Genomic DNA, 16,865 nt, shown 5'->3' with positions numbered 1-16,865 from the left:
TTATTAATGGCTGAATATAAATAAAAAGAGCACACGATCTTCGTATGCTCTCAAGTACGCCATTACGATAGCACTTTGGCTTTTTGTTTGGCAGTCATCATTTCTGATTCCTTCAGGATATCCTCTAAAATCACTTCAGAGGAGTTTGCTAAATGAAGGTCCTTAATGTTTTTCTTCATGCGATGCAAGGTATCTTCATCTGCAAGAAGGGAAGTGACTGATTCGAGAATCTCTTCATGACGGTTCACAACGATGGCAGCTCCGCGGTCTTCAAAGAAGTTTGCATTTTCTTTTTCCTGGCCAGGCACGGGTTTGTACAGAATGACAGGCACTCCAATGGCTGTGGCTTCTGTCAAAGTAATGCCGCCGGGCTTGGTAATCATGCAATCTGTGATCCGAAATAGCTCATCAATACGCTCCACATAGCCCAGAACTTTTAATTTGTCACCATTTTCCGCTTCAAGCGCACTCAAAGATTCTTTTAAAGCCGTATTTTTCCCGCACACGACAACTACTTGCACTTGGTCATCCTTGACAAGGTTTTCGCACAGCTCTTTTACGTTCTTTAATACACCGTGAGCACCTGCCATGATCAGAAGCACTTTTTTGTTTGGTGAAAGATTGTACTTTTTATATATCGGGCCAACCGGCATGGATTCTTCAAATTGCGGCCTGATTGGAATTCCTGTGATTTTTACGTTGCTTGGATGAGTGCCGATCTCCAGCAGTTTTTCCTTCACGTAATCTGTCGCCACATAATATTTATCCACGTTTTCGTGAACCCAAATTTTATGAAGACAAAAATCAGTCATAACGTTGAAGGTAGGAATGACTCTTCCAGTTCGGCGTCTGTATTCCGGCACGACGATCATCGGAAATGTATTAATAATAATATCGGGCTGATGTTCATCGACAAGTTCGCCCAATCTTTTATTACCCATTTTAAAGTAAATATTGAATTTACGTTTATTATAGATTTTGTCAACTCCGTAATAAAACAAACGATAAAACTGTTTCCCGATTGAGAAGCTTTTTAAATAAAGGTATTGAGTTACCTCTGAAACAATCGGATTTGACTCTTGGTACAAATTAGAAACTGTTACATGCTGAAAGCCGAGCCGTACACATTGTTCATAAAGTGTTTTGGCTACCTGCACATGTCCATTTCCGTAATTTGCAGTCAAAATTAATACTCTTTTATTGGTATTCAAGTAAATTCACCTCAATGTAATCAACAACAAGCAAGCTTCATGCATCGTAAGGAGTTATTGTCTATACATAAACATAACACAAATACATAATCGAATTATTAATGCAGTGAAAAAGTTAAGCTAATTTTAAATGATTTGGATTCCAGTATTTTAAATTTTTGTTATACGCAGACTGAATCAGATGTATTTTATCATATTTTTTGCTCAGCGTATCACTAAAAAAAGAAAAATTAGTCCCATTCATAAGGAGTTTCTTGGTAAACGTAATAATTCAGCCAATTCATAAACAATAATGTGGCATGCGCTTTCCAGCGATTCACTGGCTCGTTGCTGCCTTTTGCAAAATAATGTTTAGGCGCCTCGACAGTAGAAAGGTTTCGTTCCAAATCTCTTTCATACTCTTGAAGAAGCGTATTTGTATCATATTCAGGGTGCCCTGTCAAAAAGACTTGTTTTTCGTCTTTGGACACAATTAAGCAAACCCCGGCTTCCTTTGATGCGGTAAGAATGTTTAACTCGGGCACTGCTTGAAGCTGTTCCATATTTATATCTGTATGCCGGGAATGCGGCACGTAGTATAGCTCGTCAAAACCTCTTACCAATCTTTCGTGTTTTGAAAGAACGGTATGTTCGAACACACCGAAGATTTTTTTCGGCATTTGAATTTTTTCCACACCGTAATGGTAGTACAAACCTGCTTGAGCACCCCAGCAAATATGCAAGGTTGAAGTGACATTTGTTTTGCTCCACTCCATGATTTCCTTGAGCTCTTCCCAATATGAAACCTCTTCAAACGCCAAATGCTCGATCGGCGCACCGGTGATAATCATGCCGTCAAACCTCTTGTGACGGATATTGGAAAAAGTCGTGTAAAATTCGTCAAGGTGTTCTCTCGCAGTATTTTTCGGCGTGTGTGTGCTTGGGATTAAAAATGTGAAATGAACCTGTAAAGGCGAATTTCCAAGCAATCTGAGAAGCTGAGTCTCTGTTTGGATTTTTTTCGGCATCAAATTTAATATAATAATTTTTTGCGGCCGGATATCCTGATGAAATGCTCTGCTTTCATCCATTACAAATATATGTTCACTTTCAAGCACCTGTTTTGCCGGCAGGTGTGTTGGTATATTAATAGGCAACGTGCCACCTCCATTATTTCCCCGTTTAATTTTCTTCATTATAGGAATTTTCACGCCAATTTTCAATCTATCTATACGTGTTGAGGGGGAAACAACAGAAAACTCTTTAAATAAAACGCACTGACACGCCTTTTGGTTTCACAGTAAAATGATTTTCCATGATGTCAGAGGGAATTGTAATGTTTTATAGAATGATAAGATAAAAAATGAGCCATATGAATTGATAATGAACGGACGCTTATATCGTTAGGTTTCTTATGAGTTCTTAATTGATGTTTACATTTTGAATTGCGATTTAAAAAAGGTAAAATAATCAGCACCAGGGACATAGGAGGGACTTACATGTCTATTTATCATATGAAGGTACGTACAATCACAGGGAAAGACATGACACTTCAGCCTTTCGCGGGAAAGGTACTGATGATCGTGAATACAGCAAGTAAGTGCGGTTTTACTTCCCAATTGAAGCAGCTGCAGGAATTATATGATACATATCAGCAGGAGGGGCTGGAGATCTTAGGGTTCCCCTGCAATCAATTCATGAACCAAGAGCCTGGTGAAGAGGCTGACATACAGGAATTTTGTGAAACAAATTACGGTGTTACATTTCCTATGTTTTCAAAAGTGGATGTAAACGGGAAAAACGCCCACCCGCTGTTTGTGTATTTGACAGAACATGCGAAAGGGATGCTGGGAACTAAGGCGATCAAGTGGAATTTCACGAAATTTATAGTGGATAGAAATGGAGAAATCGTTGGCCGTTATTCACCAAATACAAATCCGAAAGAGCTGGAAAACGATATCGTGAAGCTATTAGAGCACTAAAAAGAGGGTGTTTTTGTGAAGGAATTGAAGCAGGCAGAGCAAATCAGGACATGGGTTCAATCTATCCTGACTGACGAAAGCTCTGGACATGACTGGCATCATGTATCAAGAGTAGCAGATCTTGCAGCGTATATTGGAGAAAAGGAAAAAGCGGATTTGTTCATTGTTGAAACGGCGGCTTTGGTTCATGATTTAATTGATGTGAAGCTGCCTGACACGGTCAGGCTTTCTGTGAGCGAAGTATATGATCAGCTCGTTTTTTTCGGAGTAGGAAAAGAGAATGCTGACAGGGTGATTCATATTATAACAAGGATGTCCTTTCGAGACAGGGAAAAGCTGGCGAAGGAGCCGCTCTCAATTGAGGGAAAAGCCGTACAGGATGCTGACAGACTTGATGCGATTGGTGCTGTCGGGATTGCGAGAGCTTTCATGTTTGCGGGCGCAAACGGGCATGGCCTTTATGGAGATGATCAAAGCGCCTACGCTCATTTTTTTTATAAGCTGCTGCGGCTGAAAGATATGATGAATACAGACACTGCACGGGAACTGGCAGAAGAAAGACACAATTTTATGCTTCAATTTGTCCGCCAATTAGAAAAAGACATACCCGGGATTGATGCCGAAACGTCGTAATAGAAGGCTTGGAGCGACTATGATAGAATAAGTCACAGATATGCTATAGGAGGACGATCATGAAGATAAAATCAATTGAACCTACACCAAGCCCGAATACAATGAAAGTCATCTTAACGGAAGAGCTTCCGGCGGGCAAAAGCAATAACTATAAACCTGAGCAAGCAGAAGGCGCACCGCCTGTTATAGCGGAAATCCTTAAAATAGATGGAGTTAAAGGGGTATATCACGTCGCAGATTTTCTTGCTGTTGAACGGAATGCAAGATACGACTGGAAAGACATATTACCGCAAGTCCGCACTGCATTTGGGATGGAAAGTGCTGAAAGCGGAGAAGAAAATCGTTCTGATCAAGAATCTTTTGGAGAGGTAAAAGTTTTTGTGCAGATGTTCAGCGGCATTCCTATGCAAGTTAAATTAACCGATGGAGAGCGGGAAGAACGCTTCGGCTTACCTGAACGCTTTCAGCAGGCGATCTTAAAACTTAGATCTGAAGCTTCCAATGTTGTGTTTGAGCGGGCTTGGAAAGAACAAGGTGTCAGATTCGGTGACTTTGATGAAATCGGCCATGATGTGACAGAAGAGCTTCAGGCGGCATACAGTGATGAACGGCTGAAACGACTGACTGAAGCAGCCGCTCAAGGAAAGGGCGAAGCAAAACAAGCTGTACAGCGCAAAGCGTATAAAGTAACGCTTGACATGCTAGATGATGAGGACTGGAAAAAGCGTTATGCACACTTGGAACAGATGGATCCGAAAGAAGAGGATATCCCGGTTTTACAGAAGGCATTGGATGATCCAAAGGTGTCCATCAGAAGACAGGCTGTTGTGTACTTAGGGATGATTGAAACACCTGATGTTCTTCCTCTATTGTATAAAGCACTTGAGGACAAAGCTGTATCAGTCAGAAGAACGGCCGGAGACTGCCTGTCTGATATCGGCGATCCTCAAGCCATTCCCGCTATGATCAAGTCGTTAAGCGACTCCAGCAAGCTTGTTCGCTGGCGTGCGGCCATGTTCCTGTACGAAGTCGGCGATGAAAGTGCAATTGAAGCTTTGCGCGCTGCCGAAGATGACCCTGAATTTGAGGTCAGCCTTCAAGTCAAAATGGCGCTTGAACGTATTGAGCATGGAGAAGAAGCAAAAGGTTCTGTTTGGAAACAAATGACGGAAAGCAGAAAAAAAGGCGAATAGAAATAAAAAAGGTGCAGATCATGCACCTTTTTTATGTGAATTCACTTTTTATAAAAATTATTTCGAATATTGTTGAAAAATATCTGAAAACTATTTATAGTAAGTAACAATATTAATAGTTGGAGGGTTCAAATCGAAAGAAAGCTATATAAATATAAAAACACGAAAGAACAAAACAAGGTGAGGGCGGCCTGTATTTATCTTATTTGCAAAAACAGCCCATAAATAAACTGAAAATTGTCAAAATAAAATCCAATCAAACAATTGAAAGAATTTAGGAGGATCACCATGGCAGAATTACGCAGTAATATGATCACACAAGGAATCGATAGAGCTCCGCACCGCAGTTTGCTTCGTGCAGCAGGGGTAAAAGAAGAGGATTTCGGCAAGCCGTTTATTGCGGTGTGTAATTCATACATTGATATCGTTCCCGGTCATGTTCACTTGCAGGAGTTTGGGAAAATCGTAAAAGAAGCAATCAGAGAAGCAGGGGGCGTTCCGTTTGAATTTAATACCATTGGGGTAGATGATGGCATCGCAATGGGGCATATCGGTATGAGATATTCGCTGCCAAGCCGTGAAATTATCGCAGACTCTGTGGAAACGGTTGTATCCGCACACTGGTTTGACGGAATGGTCTGTATTCCGAACTGCGACAAAATCACACCGGGAATGCTTATGGCGGCAATGCGCATCAACATTCCGACGATTTTTGTCAGCGGCGGACCGATGGCGGCAGGAAGAACAAGTGACGGGCGAAAAATCTCCCTTTCCTCAGTATTCGAAGGGGTAGGCGCTTACCAAGCAGGGAAAATCAACGAAAACGAGCTTCAAGAACTAGAGCAGTTCGGATGCCCAACGTGCGGGTCTTGCTCAGGCATGTTTACGGCGAACTCAATGAACTGTCTGTCAGAAGCACTTGGTCTTGCTTTGCCGGGTAATGGAACCATTCTGGCGACATCTCCGGAACGCAAAGAGTTTGTGAGAAAATCGGCTGCGCAATTAATGGAAACGATTCGCAAAGATATCAAACCGCGTGATATCGTTACAGTAAAAGCGATTGATAACGCGTTTGCACTCGATATGGCGCTCGGAGGTTCTACAAATACCGTTCTTCATACCCTTGCCCTTGCAAACGAAGCCGGCGTTGAATACTCTTTAGAACGCATTAACGAAGTCGCTGAGCGCGTGCCGCACTTGGCCAAGCTGGCGCCTGCATCGGATGTGTTTATTGAAGATCTTCATGAAGCGGGCGGCGTGTCAGCGGCTCTGAATGAGCTTTCCAAGAAAGAAGGAGCGCTTCATTTAGACGCGCTGACTGTTACAGGAAAAACTCTTGGAGAAACCATTGCCGGACATGAAGTAAAGGATTATGACGTCATTCACCCGCTGGATCAACCATTCACTGAAAAGGGAGGCCTTGCTGTTTTATTCGGTAATCTAGCTCCGGACGGCGCTATCATTAAAACAGGCGGCGTACAGAATGGGATTACAAGACACGAAGGGCCGGCTGTCGTATTCGATTCTCAGGACGAGGCGCTTGACGGCATTATCAACCGAAAAGTAAAAGAAGGCGACGTTGTCATCATCAGATACGAAGGGCCAAAAGGCGGACCTGGCATGCCGGAAATGCTGGCGCCAACATCCCAAATCGTTGGAATGGGACTCGGACCAAAAGTGGCATTGATTACGGACGGACGTTTTTCCGGAGCCTCCCGTGGCCTCTCAATCGGCCACGTATCACCTGAGGCAGCTGAGGGCGGGCCGCTTGCCTTTGTTGAAAACGGAGACCATATTATCGTTGATATTGAAAAACGCATCTTGGATGTACAAGTGCCAGAAGAAGAGTGGGAAAAACGAAAAGCGAACTGGAAAGGTTTTGAACCGAAAGTGAAAACCGGCTACCTGGCACGTTATTCTAAACTTGTGACAAGTGCCAACACCGGCGGTATTATGAAAATCTAGATAGCTGGGGACACTTTCTTTTATTTTAAGGTGTGAACATTTGAAATCCGGCCCTCTCTATAGTATCCTTTACTTCAGATGAAGGATACTAGAGGGGGCTTTTTTTATGTCAATGGCTTATGAAGAATACATGCGCCAGCTTGTCGTACCGATGCGCCGCGAGCTGACTGGAGCAGGTTTTGAAGAGTTAACAACAGCTGAAGAAGTAGAAAACTTTATGGAAAAGGCAGAGGGCACAACTCTTGTAGTCGTTAACTCTGTATGCGGCTGCGCGGCAGGCCTTGCGCGTCCTGCGGCTACACAGGCAGTCCTCCAGAATGACAAAACACCTGACAATACGGTGACTGTATTTGCGGGCCAAGATAAAGAAGCTACTGCGAAAATGCGTGAGTATTTTACTGGCCAGGAGCCTTCTTCACCATCAATGGCTCTTTTGAAAGGCAAAGAAGTCGTACATTTTATTCCGCGTCATGAAATTGAAGGACACGATATGGAAGAAATCATGAAAAATCTGACTGCTGCCTTCGATGCGCACTGCTAAATGCCCGTTCTCCGGGCATTTTCTTTTTGGGAGTACAGAAGATGATAACAACAAGCTATAGACCGTCTGAACACACCATAAAAACTGCAAAGCAGCTTTCTAAAGAGCTAAATATGCCATACTGCGGCCGGAATAAACAAACGGTTGAACACCTGCTGAGGTCAGCTGAACGTGATTTGCTTGTGGTCGGCAAAGAGCGGTTTGAGCTGTATACGAAACAAGGTGCCAAATTCTTTTTTCATCCGAATACAGCGATGTTCAGAGCCAAACGCTTCTTACAGGGGGAGAAAGAGCCTATGCTTCGGGCTGCCGGCTTATCTGAAGGGGATACGTTTTTAGATTGCACACTCGGGCTGGGGTCAGATGCCATTATCGCAAGTATGGCAGTAGGCGAAACGGGTTCTGTTGTTGGGATTGAAAAAAACCATCTTGTGTCTGTTTTAGTGAGGACGGGGCTGCATTCATGGGAAACGGGTATAGAAGAGCTTCAAGCTGCGATGAGAAGAATCCAGGTGAAGAATGGTGATTGCTTTGAACACATCAAGCAGCTTCCTGACAACTCTGTTGATGTGGTTTATTTCGATCCAATGTTTCATGAACCTGTAGAAACCTCTGACGGCATCGCGCCTTTACGTGATTTGGCAGAGGATTCAGTTTTGCACGAAGGATGTATCAATGAAGCGGTACGAGTCGCCAGAAAAAGCGTTGTGCTAAAAGACCACTGGAAAAGCCCGCGGTTTGAACAGTTTGGTTTTAGCGTCATGAAAAGAAAAACAGCACTGTTCCATTATGGCGTCATTCAAACAAGCCCGTGATTCATATCACGGGCTTTCTGTTAATCGGTGACCTCCATGACGACAAAGTATAATAATGTTAAGAGTGAAACTGTGGCAAACAGAGCGTCAATCATGCGGAAAGCCTCCTTTCATGAAATATTGTAAGCGTTTTTACACAAAGTGCATAGCAACGAATCTCCTAATTTGCATATCAGTTTCATATAGTACATGACTTGCATGTTTTGGATGTGCTAAAATAAGAGAAACATGACAATAAAATAGAGAGGGATAAGCAGTCATGAAATTGTGGATGAGAAAGACCCTTGTGGTTTTATTTACCATTGTAACGTTCGGGCTCGTATCTCCTCCGGCTGCCCTTATGGCGGACAAGCCTTCCGGACAGCCGAGCAGTCTTGAGCAGAATGATTACACCGCTTTTTATGATGAGCATGACCTGTACGATGATGAGTCGGATGACAGGCGAGATCCTGAACTGCTTTTTCAATCGTACAAGGAACAGCTCCTTGACAGCGCTGAGGATCAGTCCTTTTTAAAATTCGGCAGCAGAATCGCTCCTGTCATTGAGGATGACTATCGGAAAGAGATCCTGCCAAAAATCGAAAATGTGATTAGTGATTATTTAGCGACATTGCAAGATGATGAGGCGTACCAAGATGTTGTGATCTCAAGCATGCCTTCAGCGGGCAAAACGGAAAAAATTTTCAACGTTTACAATCGGACAACTGGAGAAGATCTTCTCAGATTCCATGTGCGAAGAGACCACCCGCCTCATGACGGCTACTGGTTTAATTTTCATTATCATACAGCAGAAGATGGATTTCAATCACATCATGAGCTTGGGAGCATTTATTGGGACCGCAACACGCCTCCCAACTGGATGAGTGCCTAAAGGAGATGCCATTAGACATGAAAAAGTACACAATGAATGAAATGGTCGATATAACAAAGGATATGCTGAACAAACGGGGCGTTATGATAGAAGATATTGCACGGATTGTTCAAAAACTTCAGGAAAAATACAATCCAAATCTGCCACTCAGTGTTTGCATGGAGAATGTAGAAAGAGTCCTGAACAAACGTGAAATTATTCATGCTGTTTTGACAGGCCTTGCACTCGATCAGCTTGCAGAACAGAAGCTTCTCCCCGAGCCGCTGCAGCACCTTGTTGAAACAGATGAACCGCTTTACGGCATAGATGAAATTATCCCGCTTTCAATCGTTAATGTGTACGGGTCGATCGGTTTGACCAATTTCGGTTATTTGGATAAAGAGAAGATTGGAATTATTAAGGAACTTGATGAAAGTCCAGACGGTATTCACACCTTTTTGGATGATATTGTGGCAGCTCTTGCTGCAGCAGCGGCGAGCAGAATTGCACATACGCATCAGGATCTGCAAGATGAAGAAAAAGAACAGGATGAAAAGCCTGTTGTCAGCTGACTATAAAAAATCATTTCTGGGTTCAGAAATGATTTTTTATTGTGTTACACTACTAGAAGACTACTTTTAAAGGATGAAAAAAATGAAACAGTATAAGGATTTATGCAGACATGTTTTAGAGCATGGTGAGAAAAAGGGAGACCGGACAGGGACCGGAACAATCAGCACTTTCGGATATCAAATGAGATTTAATTTACGGGAAGGCTTTCCGATGCTCACCACTAAAAAACTCCACTTTAAATCAATTGCGCATGAACTGCTGTGGTTCTTAAAAGGAGATACGAATGTACGCTATTTGCAGGAAAACGGAGTGCGAATCTGGAATGAGTGGGCTGATGAAAACGGTGAACTTGGACCTGTATATGGCTCCCAATGGCGTTCTTGGCGGGGAGCTGATGGAGAAACCATTGATCAAATTTCCCGTCTTATTGAAGATATTAAGACAAATCCGAACTCCAGACGCTTAATCGTCAGCGCCTGGAATGTTGGTGAAATTGATAAAATGGCGTTGCCGCCGTGCCATTGCCTGTTCCAATTCTATGTGTCTGACGGCAAGCTGTCCTGTCAGTTGTATCAGCGCTCTGCCGATGTTTTCTTAGGTGTGCCGTTTAATATTGCATCTTATGCCCTGCTAACCATGATGATTGCTCATGTGACTGGGCTTGAATCGGGCGAGTTCATCCATACATTTGGTGATGTTCATATCTATCAAAATCATATTGAACAAGTCAATTTGCAGCTTGAAAGAGATGTTAGACCGCTTCCGAAGCTTCGTTTCGCCAGAAAGGTTGATTCTATTTTTAACTTTGCATTTGAGGACTTTATCATCGAGGATTATGATCCGCATCCTCATATAAAAGGGGCGGTAAGCGTATGATTTCATTCATTTTTGCGATGGATGCCAACAGGCTTATCGGCAAAGACAATGATTTGCCGTGGCATTTGCCCAATGATCTTGCATACTTTAAGAAAGTAACATCGGGCCATTCAATCATTATGGGCCGAAAAACATTTGAATCGATCGGACGTCCGCTTCCAAATCGGAAAAATATTGTCGTTACCTCAGCGCCGGCTTCAGAATTTCCGGGATGCACGGTTGTCGGTTCATTAAAGGATGTACTGGACATTTGTTCAGGCCCTGAAGAATGCTTTGTGATCGGAGGGGCTCAGCTCTATACGGACCTTTTCCCTTATGCGGACAGACTGTATATGACGAAAATTCATCACGAGTTTGAGGGTGACCGTCACTTCCCTGAATTTGATGAATCCAATTGGAAGTTGGTTTCTTCTGAGCAGGGGACCAAAGACGAAAAAAACCCGTATGATTACGAATTTCTAATGTATGAAAAAAAGAATTCTTCTAAAGCGGGAGGATTTTAATTGGTTCGCTACAGCCTTCTAGTGGTTTATATTGTGTATATGCTGTTAAAAAATATGAAACAATTATTTAATCAAACAATGCTCGATCCCCGTCTGTCATACAAAAAACAGATGACTCTTGTGTACGAACAGCCAAAGGCGTTTTTGGAAGGCTGTATCGGCATCTCCGGTTCAGTTGTGACGATCCATCAGCCAGAGCCAATACCACACGGTCCTGTTTTGTATGTGCATCCCCGTTTGCGTTTGGCTGAACTGGCCTTAATTGCTGGATATATTGAGGAACCGGCCGGCTTTATCGCCAACCCAAAAGTGTTCCGCTTGCCTTTTATCGGGCAATGGCTGGATCGGATGGATGTGATTTCAGACGGGGATTCAGAAAAGGTATATGAAGATGTGACAAAACAGCTGGAAAAGGGACAAAGCCTGATTCTTTCACTAGATGGTTCTATTGATCCTGTAGAACTTGCGGCCCGCTATCATCTTCCGTTGGTGATGGTGGAAACGAAAGGAACAGATAACATGCAAAAGGGCTCGTTTTTTAAACGCTTAAAACCGGCAGACATTGAATTGTCCTTTTCAAAAGCTTATATACCTGCCAATGAAAAACAATTACGTGCATAAAAAAGCGCAGTCGTGAAGACTGCGCTTTTCTGTTACTGTTACGAAAGGAAAGGCACCTTTACACAATAGAAGAGCACGCAGAAAAACATAGCAGCGCTCCCGCCCAATACAAAGCTGTGCCAAATGGCGTGATGGAAGGGGATCTTTTTCCAAATGTAAAAGATGGTTCCGACAGAGTATAAAATGCCGCCGAGAAAAAGGAGGCTGAATCCCGCTCCGCTCAGTGAAGCATATAAAGGTTTAACTGCAATAATCATCAGCCACCCCATGACTAAATACACGAAGGTTGACAATAGGATAAACCGTTTCACAAAGAAAATTTTAAAAACGATTCCACCTAGGGCAAGTGACCATACGATAACCAACAGGGTAAAGCCGAGTGTGCCTTTCAGCGGCCCAAGCAAAAAAGGCGTGTAGGTTCCGGCGATGAGTACGTAAATTGCGCTATGATCAATAATCTCCAAAATGTCCTTCGTTTTTTTATGTGTGATGCTGTGAAGCAGGGTGGAGCTCAAATATAACAGCAGCATAGAGACACCGAATATTGTAAAGCTGACAATGTCCCATGCAGACCCGTAATTAGCCGCAAATATGATTAGAAACACTAATGCTGGGATGGATAAGAGGACACCGATGCCGTGTGTAATCGCATTGGCGATCTCTTCTTTGATTGTAAACAAGTGCATTCTCCTTTCGATCGCTAGATCATTTGATTTTTTAACGTCTCTATAAAGCTCAAGCCCTCAAAGGTAATTTTTGTGCCTGCGCGTCCGCGGCTTTTGGTGACATAATCTTTTTTCTCCAAATAGTCGAGACGGCTTCTGACCTGCTGAGGAGTTAACGAGGTTTGGGTATTTTTGCTGTGTTCAGAAATGATCCGTCTGCTGGCAGGTTCTCCTTTTTCGTTCAATACTTTTATTGTTTCCAAAATAAACAAAAACTCAGCTTTTTCCATTAAAGTAAGCAGTTTCGCTTTTTTCTTCGACGTTTTTCCGTCTATCGTGCCTCTAATATACGGCGGCAGGTCATATGGCTGAATCGTTCCTCCGCTTGATACTGCCGCCATATAATCTGCAGCGTTTTTTAATTCCCTGACATTGCCTTCAAATGCATGCTTCTCAAGCACGGGAAAAACGGAGGGATCGATTAACAATTGCTGACCGGAATTTGAGAGAAAATGCTGTGTCAAAAGCGGAATATCGCTTTTTCGTTCCGATAATTCGGGCAGTGTGAGCGTTAAAATGTTCAGTCTGTAGAATAAGTCTTGCCTGAATGTATGTTCCACGGATCGGTCTGCAGAAGCACAGATCATTCGCGGTTTCTTCGTGTCTGAATCAAGCGCTTTTAACAGCTGAGCTTGTACAGAAGCAGGCATGCGCCATACATCATCAAGAAAAAGGGTTCCTCGTACCGCTTTTTGAAAAACACCTGTGTTTCCGTTAGGGCCAAAAAGCTCATGAATAAGGGTTTCTTCCGAATGGGTGCTGCAATTGACGCTTATAAACGGTTCATTGCTTCTCGAAGATTCCAAGTGTATGGCATGTGCGAAGTGATTTTTGCCTGTTCCGATTTTTCCTGTTATTAAGACAGGAAGCTCCGATAACGAGAACTGCTTGGCGATTCGCTTCGCTTCCAGGAAAGTTTGATGTTCTCCGATTAGATGTTGAAATGTATTGAGTTTTGGTGCACTATTCATCAATTGGCTCCTTTTGGTTCTAATTGGTTTCATTATATCATGCCTTTTGGTTGAAAACACCCTTTATTTTACGATCATCTTTTTTCTTGGCTCTGCAGGATAATGGTTGAACAGAAGTTACCACAAGATGTGGTGGACATAGTCTGTATTTTTTTAATTATTAAATAAAAATAATTGTCTTATTTTTTGAATATTCATGTTATAATGGCATATTAAATAGGGATTTAAAACAAGAAAGGAATCTGTACATGAAACCGTTGCTTAAAGAAAACTCTCTCATCCAAGTGAAAGACATTTTGAAGGCTCACCAAAACGTAAAGGACGTTGTCATTCACACACCTTTGCAGAGGAATGACAGACTTTCTGAGAGATATGAATGCAATATCTATTTAAAACGCGAAGACTTGCAAGTTGTCAGATCTTTTAAGCTCAGAGGGGCTTATCATAAAATGAAACAGCTTTCCAGCGAGCAGACAGAGAACGGAGTTGTGTGTGCAAGTGCCGGAAACCACGCTCAAGGTGTGGCATTTTCGTGTAAACATCTTGGCATTCACGGGAAAATTTTTATGCCGTCTACTACACCGAGACAAAAAGTATCTCAAGTTGAACTATTCGGAAAAGGATTTATCGATATTATTTTGACAGGCGATACGTTTGACGACGCGTATAAAAGCGCTGCTGAATGCTGTGAGGCGGAATCTCGGACGTTTATCCATCCGTTCGATGATCCGGATGTGATGGCCGGACAGGGAACGCTCGCAGTCGAGATTTTAAACGACATTGATACAGAACCGCATTTTCTTTTTGCAAGTGTCGGAGGCGGCGGCCTTCTCTCTGGGGTAGGTACATATTTGAAAAACGTGTCTCCTGATACAAAGGTAATTGCTGTTGAGCCGGCGGGAGCGGCATCCTACTTTGAATCAAACAAAGCTGGGCATGTCGTCACACTTGATAAAATTGACAAGTTTGTAGATGGTGCGGCTGTTAAAAAAATTGGCGAGGAAACCTTCCGGACGCTGGAAACTGTCGTTGATGACATTCTCCTTGTGCCTGAAGGAAAAGTATGTACATCCATTCTTGAATTATATAACGAATGTGCGGTTGTTGCTGAACCGGCTGGAGCTCTTTCTGTCGCAGCGCTTGATTTGTACAAGGATGAAATTAAAGGGAAAAACGTGGTGTGTGTGGTAAGCGGGGGCAATAACGATATCGGAAGAATGCAGGAAATGAAGGAGCGTTCCTTGATTTTTGAAGGTCTTCAGCATTATTTTATCGTCAACTTTCCGCAAAGAGCGGGGGCGCTCCGCGAATTTCTTGACGAAGTCCTCGGGCCGAATGATGACATTACAAGATTTGAATATACGAAGAAAAATAATAAAAGCAATGGACCTGCTCTTGTCGGCATCGAGCTGCAGAACAAAGCCGATTATGGGCCGCTGATTGAACGGATGAACAAAAAACCGTTTCATTATGTAGAGGTGAACAAGGATGAGGACTTGTTCCATTTGCTGATCTAATTTTTTTACACAACCGCGCAAAATGACAGACAGCCCGGCTGGCATCATATATAATAGAAGAAAAACAAAAAAGAGGATTGATAGCTTGTTACTCAAAAGCCTAGAGTTCAAACGCGGTGACGGGATTCAGGTGAAAGTGACAGAAATACCTGTATTAAAGGAAGATGAGCACTATTTCTTTATGTTACATCACCATTTGCAATTCTACTTAAAAGAAGTGTTTTCATCAAACAGCAGGGCAAAAGTGTATTCTTTCCGACATTATATGAAGCGCCGGATGAAGTGGGCAGATTATCAGGCTGTATTTCATCAAGAGGTGTTAAAGCACAACGCGTAACATGCCGTTTTTTACCTGCATGCCCTCCTTTGTAATCGTTAATGGGAGGCATGCAGGATTTTTTTTGCTCAGTATCGAATACAAACATGGGACAGTAAGGACGGTTTTAGAAAGCGTTTTTATGCTGGCTGGAAAGGGTGGATGTCATGAAGGTTATCAACGGGTTAACGGCTGGGCTGATTTTTCTGTTTTTGTGTGCATGCGGAGGACAGCAGATTAAAAATCCGCTCAATTACGAGGTGGAGCCTTTTACATTTCAAAACCAAGACGGCAAGAACGTTTCTTTAGAGAGTTTAAAAGGAGAAGTATGGCTGGCGGATTTTATTTTTACCAATTGTGAAACTGTATGTCCGCCAATGACCGCTCATATGACCGATCTGCAAAAAAAACTGAAAGCCGAAAATATAGATGTCCGCATCATATCATTTAGTGTTGACCCAGAAAACGATAAGCCGAAACAGCTGAAGAAATTTGCCGCAAATTATCCATTATCTTTTGATAACTGGGATTTTCTCACGGGATACAGCCAGAGTGAGATTGAGGAGTTCGCACTTAAGAGCTTTAAAGCGATCGTAAAGAAGCCGGAGGGAGAGGACCAAGTGATTCATCAATCTTCTTTTTATTTGGTAGGTCCGGACGGTAAGGTGCTGAAAGATTACAATGGAGTAGAGAATACACCGTACGATGATATCATTTCCGATGTGAAGTCAGCCACTACACTCAAGTAAGCTAAGAGACTAGGCATTTGCAAATCTTCTAAAACATGATACACTTTCCACTAGTAGAATGGGAAGGAGCAACAAGATTGAAGCTGCGCATTTTTTCAATCATGGCCAGTTTGATTTTGCTTCTTACTGCGTGTACGAGCATACGTACATCATCTGAGGGAAAACAAAAAGCCCATGAAACGAAAACAAAAGAACACATTGTCATAGCGGCTGTCGGAGATTCGCTGACAGAAGGAGTCGGAGATCCCGACGGAAAGGGATATGTCGGCAAGGTGGCGGATTCTATCCGGTCAGATAAACAAGTCAAAACGGTCGACGTGAAAAATTATGCTGTAAAAGGGAACCGTTCGGATGATTTATTAGAAAAACTAAAAGATAAAAAGGTTCAAAAAGGCATAAAGGACGCAGATTATGTCTTTTTTACAATTGGCGGTAATGATTTGATGAAAATCCTTCGCCAAAACTTTCTGCAATTAACCGTTGAACCGTTTCAGGAAGCGGAAAAACCGTACGAAAAGCGCTTTGAAAAAATCATTTCTGAAATTCGCGAGCTGAATGATCACGCTGAGCTGATTTATGTCAGCATGTACAATCCGTTTACGTTTACATTATCAGAACTAAATGAAATAAATGGTGTCGTCACGGATTGGAACCATATTGCTGAAAAAGAGCTGAAAAAAGATAAACATGCAAAAATCGTCCATATCGAAGATTTGTTCAATCAAAAAAGTGACAGCAGCCGAATTTCTGAGGAAGATGATTTTCATCCTAATGGTACGGGTTATTCTCTTATCGCAAAGCGCGTCTATCAAGCCATTAAAAAAGAAGGATTACCGAAAGAGTAG

General features: G+C 42.6%; 19 protein-coding genes. 15 read left to right on the top strand and 4 right to left on the bottom strand.

Annotated elements, in window-relative coordinates; genetic code table 11:
* Window positions 1–62 precede the first annotated feature (62 nt).
* Both MKY50_RS11150 and metA read right to left on the bottom strand, forming a co-directional pair.
* Window positions 63–1,211, bottom strand: a complete 1,149-nt coding sequence (locus tag MKY50_RS11150; RefSeq protein ID WP_003246153.1) for a diglucosyl diacylglycerol synthase — start codon at window positions 1,209–1,211, stop codon at window positions 63–65.
* Window positions 1,212–1,441: 230 nt separating this feature from the next.
* Window positions 1,442–2,347 (bottom strand): homoserine O-acetyltransferase MetA, encoded by a 906-nt coding sequence (metA, locus tag MKY50_RS11145; RefSeq protein WP_004398721.1) that lies wholly within the window; start codon window positions 2,345–2,347, stop codon window positions 1,442–1,444.
* Window positions 2,348–2,689: 342 nt separating this feature from the next.
* Between metA and MKY50_RS11140 the strand changes: the two genes are divergently transcribed.
* The 11 genes from MKY50_RS11140 (at window position 2,690) to MKY50_RS11090 (ending at window position 11,742) form a co-directional block, all read left to right on the top strand.
* The gene (locus tag MKY50_RS11140; RefSeq protein ID WP_212060670.1) at window positions 2,690–3,172 is read left to right on the top strand and encodes a glutathione peroxidase; all 483 of its coding nucleotides are present in this window, start codon (window positions 2,690–2,692) and stop codon (window positions 3,170–3,172) included.
* Between the two features lie 15 nt (window positions 3,173–3,187).
* Window positions 3,188–3,805, top strand: coding sequence for an Mn(2+)-dependent (deoxy)ribonucleoside pyrophosphohydrolase (hdhQ, locus tag MKY50_RS11135; protein WP_341116677.1), 618 nt, complete (start codon window positions 3,188–3,190; stop codon window positions 3,803–3,805).
* Between the two features lie 59 nt (window positions 3,806–3,864).
* Window positions 3,865–4,998 carry a conserved virulence factor C family protein gene (locus tag MKY50_RS11130; protein ID WP_032722021.1) on the top strand — a complete coding sequence of 378 codons (1,134 nt, stop codon included), beginning with the start codon at window positions 3,865–3,867 and terminating at the stop codon, window positions 4,996–4,998.
* A gap of 288 nt (window positions 4,999–5,286) precedes the next feature.
* A complete protein-coding gene (gene ilvD / locus MKY50_RS11125) occupies window positions 5,287–6,963 on the top strand; it encodes a dihydroxy-acid dehydratase (RefSeq protein ID WP_009967560.1) in 1,677 nt (558 codons plus the stop codon).
* A 106-nt stretch (window positions 6,964–7,069) separates the two neighbouring features.
* Window positions 7,070–7,504, top strand: a complete 435-nt coding sequence (gene brxA, locus MKY50_RS11120) for a bacilliredoxin BrxA (RefSeq protein WP_003230794.1) — start codon at window positions 7,070–7,072, stop codon at window positions 7,502–7,504.
* A gap of 41 nt (window positions 7,505–7,545) precedes the next feature.
* On the top strand, window positions 7,546–8,319 hold the full coding sequence (locus tag MKY50_RS11115) for a class I SAM-dependent methyltransferase (protein WP_341116676.1): 774 nt from the start codon (window positions 7,546–7,548) through the stop codon (window positions 8,317–8,319).
* A gap of 259 nt (window positions 8,320–8,578) precedes the next feature.
* Window positions 8,579–9,190: a YpjP family protein gene (locus tag MKY50_RS11110; protein ID WP_009967559.1), complete on the top strand. Its 612-nt coding sequence runs from the start codon at window positions 8,579–8,581 to the stop codon at window positions 9,188–9,190.
* A gap of 17 nt (window positions 9,191–9,207) precedes the next feature.
* A complete protein-coding gene (locus MKY50_RS11105; RefSeq protein ID WP_087961595.1) occupies window positions 9,208–9,741 on the top strand; it encodes a phosphatidylglycerophosphatase A family protein in 534 nt (177 codons plus the stop codon).
* Window positions 9,742–9,823: 82 nt separating this feature from the next.
* The gene (locus MKY50_RS11100; RefSeq protein ID WP_044052509.1) at window positions 9,824–10,618 is read left to right on the top strand and encodes a thymidylate synthase; all 795 of its coding nucleotides are present in this window, start codon (window positions 9,824–9,826) and stop codon (window positions 10,616–10,618) included.
* A complete protein-coding gene (gene dfrA, locus MKY50_RS11095; RefSeq protein ID WP_015251863.1) occupies window positions 10,615–11,121 on the top strand; it encodes a dihydrofolate reductase DfrA in 507 nt (168 codons plus the stop codon). The genes MKY50_RS11100 and dfrA overlap by 4 nt, the downstream gene beginning before the upstream one ends.
* On the top strand, window positions 11,122–11,742 hold the full coding sequence (locus tag MKY50_RS11090; RefSeq protein ID WP_015251864.1) for a hypothetical protein: 621 nt from the start codon (window positions 11,122–11,124) through the stop codon (window positions 11,740–11,742). It abuts the gene before it with no gap.
* A 38-nt stretch (window positions 11,743–11,780) separates the two neighbouring features.
* On the opposite strand, the gene trhA is transcribed toward MKY50_RS11090, so the two are convergent.
* Window positions 11,781–12,422: a PAQR family membrane homeostasis protein TrhA gene (gene trhA / locus MKY50_RS11085; RefSeq protein ID WP_004398522.1), complete on the bottom strand. Its 642-nt coding sequence runs from the start codon at window positions 12,420–12,422 to the stop codon at window positions 11,781–11,783.
* Between the two features lie 20 nt (window positions 12,423–12,442).
* Window positions 12,443–13,438: a sigma-54-dependent transcriptional regulator gene (locus tag MKY50_RS11080; protein WP_341116675.1), complete on the bottom strand. Its 996-nt coding sequence runs from the start codon at window positions 13,436–13,438 to the stop codon at window positions 12,443–12,445.
* 248 nt (window positions 13,439–13,686) lie between these two features.
* On the opposite strand from MKY50_RS11080, the gene ilvA reads away from it, so the two are divergent.
* The 4 genes from ilvA (at window position 13,687) to MKY50_RS11060 (ending at window position 16,865) form a co-directional block, all read left to right on the top strand.
* Complete coding sequence (gene ilvA / locus MKY50_RS11075) at window positions 13,687–14,955, top strand: threonine ammonia-lyase IlvA (RefSeq protein ID WP_014480067.1); 1,269 nt, start codon at window positions 13,687–13,689, stop codon at window positions 14,953–14,955.
* 85 nt (window positions 14,956–15,040) lie between these two features.
* Window positions 15,041–15,292: a YpmP family protein gene (locus MKY50_RS11070; RefSeq protein WP_004399020.1), complete on the top strand. Its 252-nt coding sequence runs from the start codon at window positions 15,041–15,043 to the stop codon at window positions 15,290–15,292.
* A gap of 146 nt (window positions 15,293–15,438) precedes the next feature.
* Window positions 15,439–16,020 (top strand): cytochrome c oxidase assembly accessory protein ScuA, encoded by a 582-nt coding sequence (gene scuA, locus MKY50_RS11065; RefSeq protein ID WP_326237227.1) that lies wholly within the window; start codon window positions 15,439–15,441, stop codon window positions 16,018–16,020.
* Window positions 16,021–16,097: 77 nt separating this feature from the next.
* Complete coding sequence (locus MKY50_RS11060; RefSeq protein ID WP_003245956.1) at window positions 16,098–16,865, top strand: SGNH/GDSL hydrolase family protein; 768 nt, start codon at window positions 16,098–16,100, stop codon at window positions 16,863–16,865.

Source organism: Bacillus sp. FSL R7-0685, assembly GCF_038002425.1.
Taxonomy (GTDB): domain Bacteria; phylum Bacillota; class Bacilli; order Bacillales; family Bacillaceae; genus Bacillus; species Bacillus subtilis.
This window is presented reverse-complemented; position numbering and strand designations above follow the sequence as displayed.

Excerpts from the sequence above, each read along its gene's own strand:
- MKY50_RS11140 (WP_212060670.1), top strand. The coding sequence starts at position 2,690 with ATGTCTATTTATCATATGAAGGTACGTACAATCACAGGGAAAGACATG.
- MKY50_RS11130 (WP_032722021.1), top strand. The coding sequence starts at position 3,865 with ATGAAGATAAAATCAATTGAACCTACACCAAGCCCGAATACAATGAAA.
- ilvD (WP_009967560.1), top strand. The coding sequence starts at position 5,287 with ATGGCAGAATTACGCAGTAATATGATCACACAAGGAATCGATAGAGCT.
- brxA (WP_003230794.1), top strand. The coding sequence starts at position 7,070 with ATGTCAATGGCTTATGAAGAATACATGCGCCAGCTTGTCGTACCGATG.
- MKY50_RS11115 (WP_341116676.1), top strand. The coding sequence starts at position 7,546 with ATGATAACAACAAGCTATAGACCGTCTGAACACACCATAAAAACTGCA.
- MKY50_RS11110 (WP_009967559.1), top strand. The coding sequence starts at position 8,579 with ATGAAATTGTGGATGAGAAAGACCCTTGTGGTTTTATTTACCATTGTA.
- MKY50_RS11105 (WP_087961595.1), top strand. The coding sequence starts at position 9,208 with ATGAAAAAGTACACAATGAATGAAATGGTCGATATAACAAAGGATATG.
- MKY50_RS11100 (WP_044052509.1), top strand. The coding sequence starts at position 9,824 with ATGAAACAGTATAAGGATTTATGCAGACATGTTTTAGAGCATGGTGAG.
- dfrA (WP_015251863.1), top strand. The coding sequence starts at position 10,615 with ATGATTTCATTCATTTTTGCGATGGATGCCAACAGGCTTATCGGCAAA.
- MKY50_RS11080 (WP_341116675.1), bottom strand. The coding sequence starts at position 13,438 with ATGAATAGTGCACCAAAACTCAATACATTTCAACATCTAATCGGAGAA.
- ilvA (WP_014480067.1), top strand. The coding sequence starts at position 13,687 with ATGAAACCGTTGCTTAAAGAAAACTCTCTCATCCAAGTGAAAGACATT.
- scuA (WP_326237227.1), top strand. The coding sequence starts at position 15,439 with ATGAAGGTTATCAACGGGTTAACGGCTGGGCTGATTTTTCTGTTTTTG.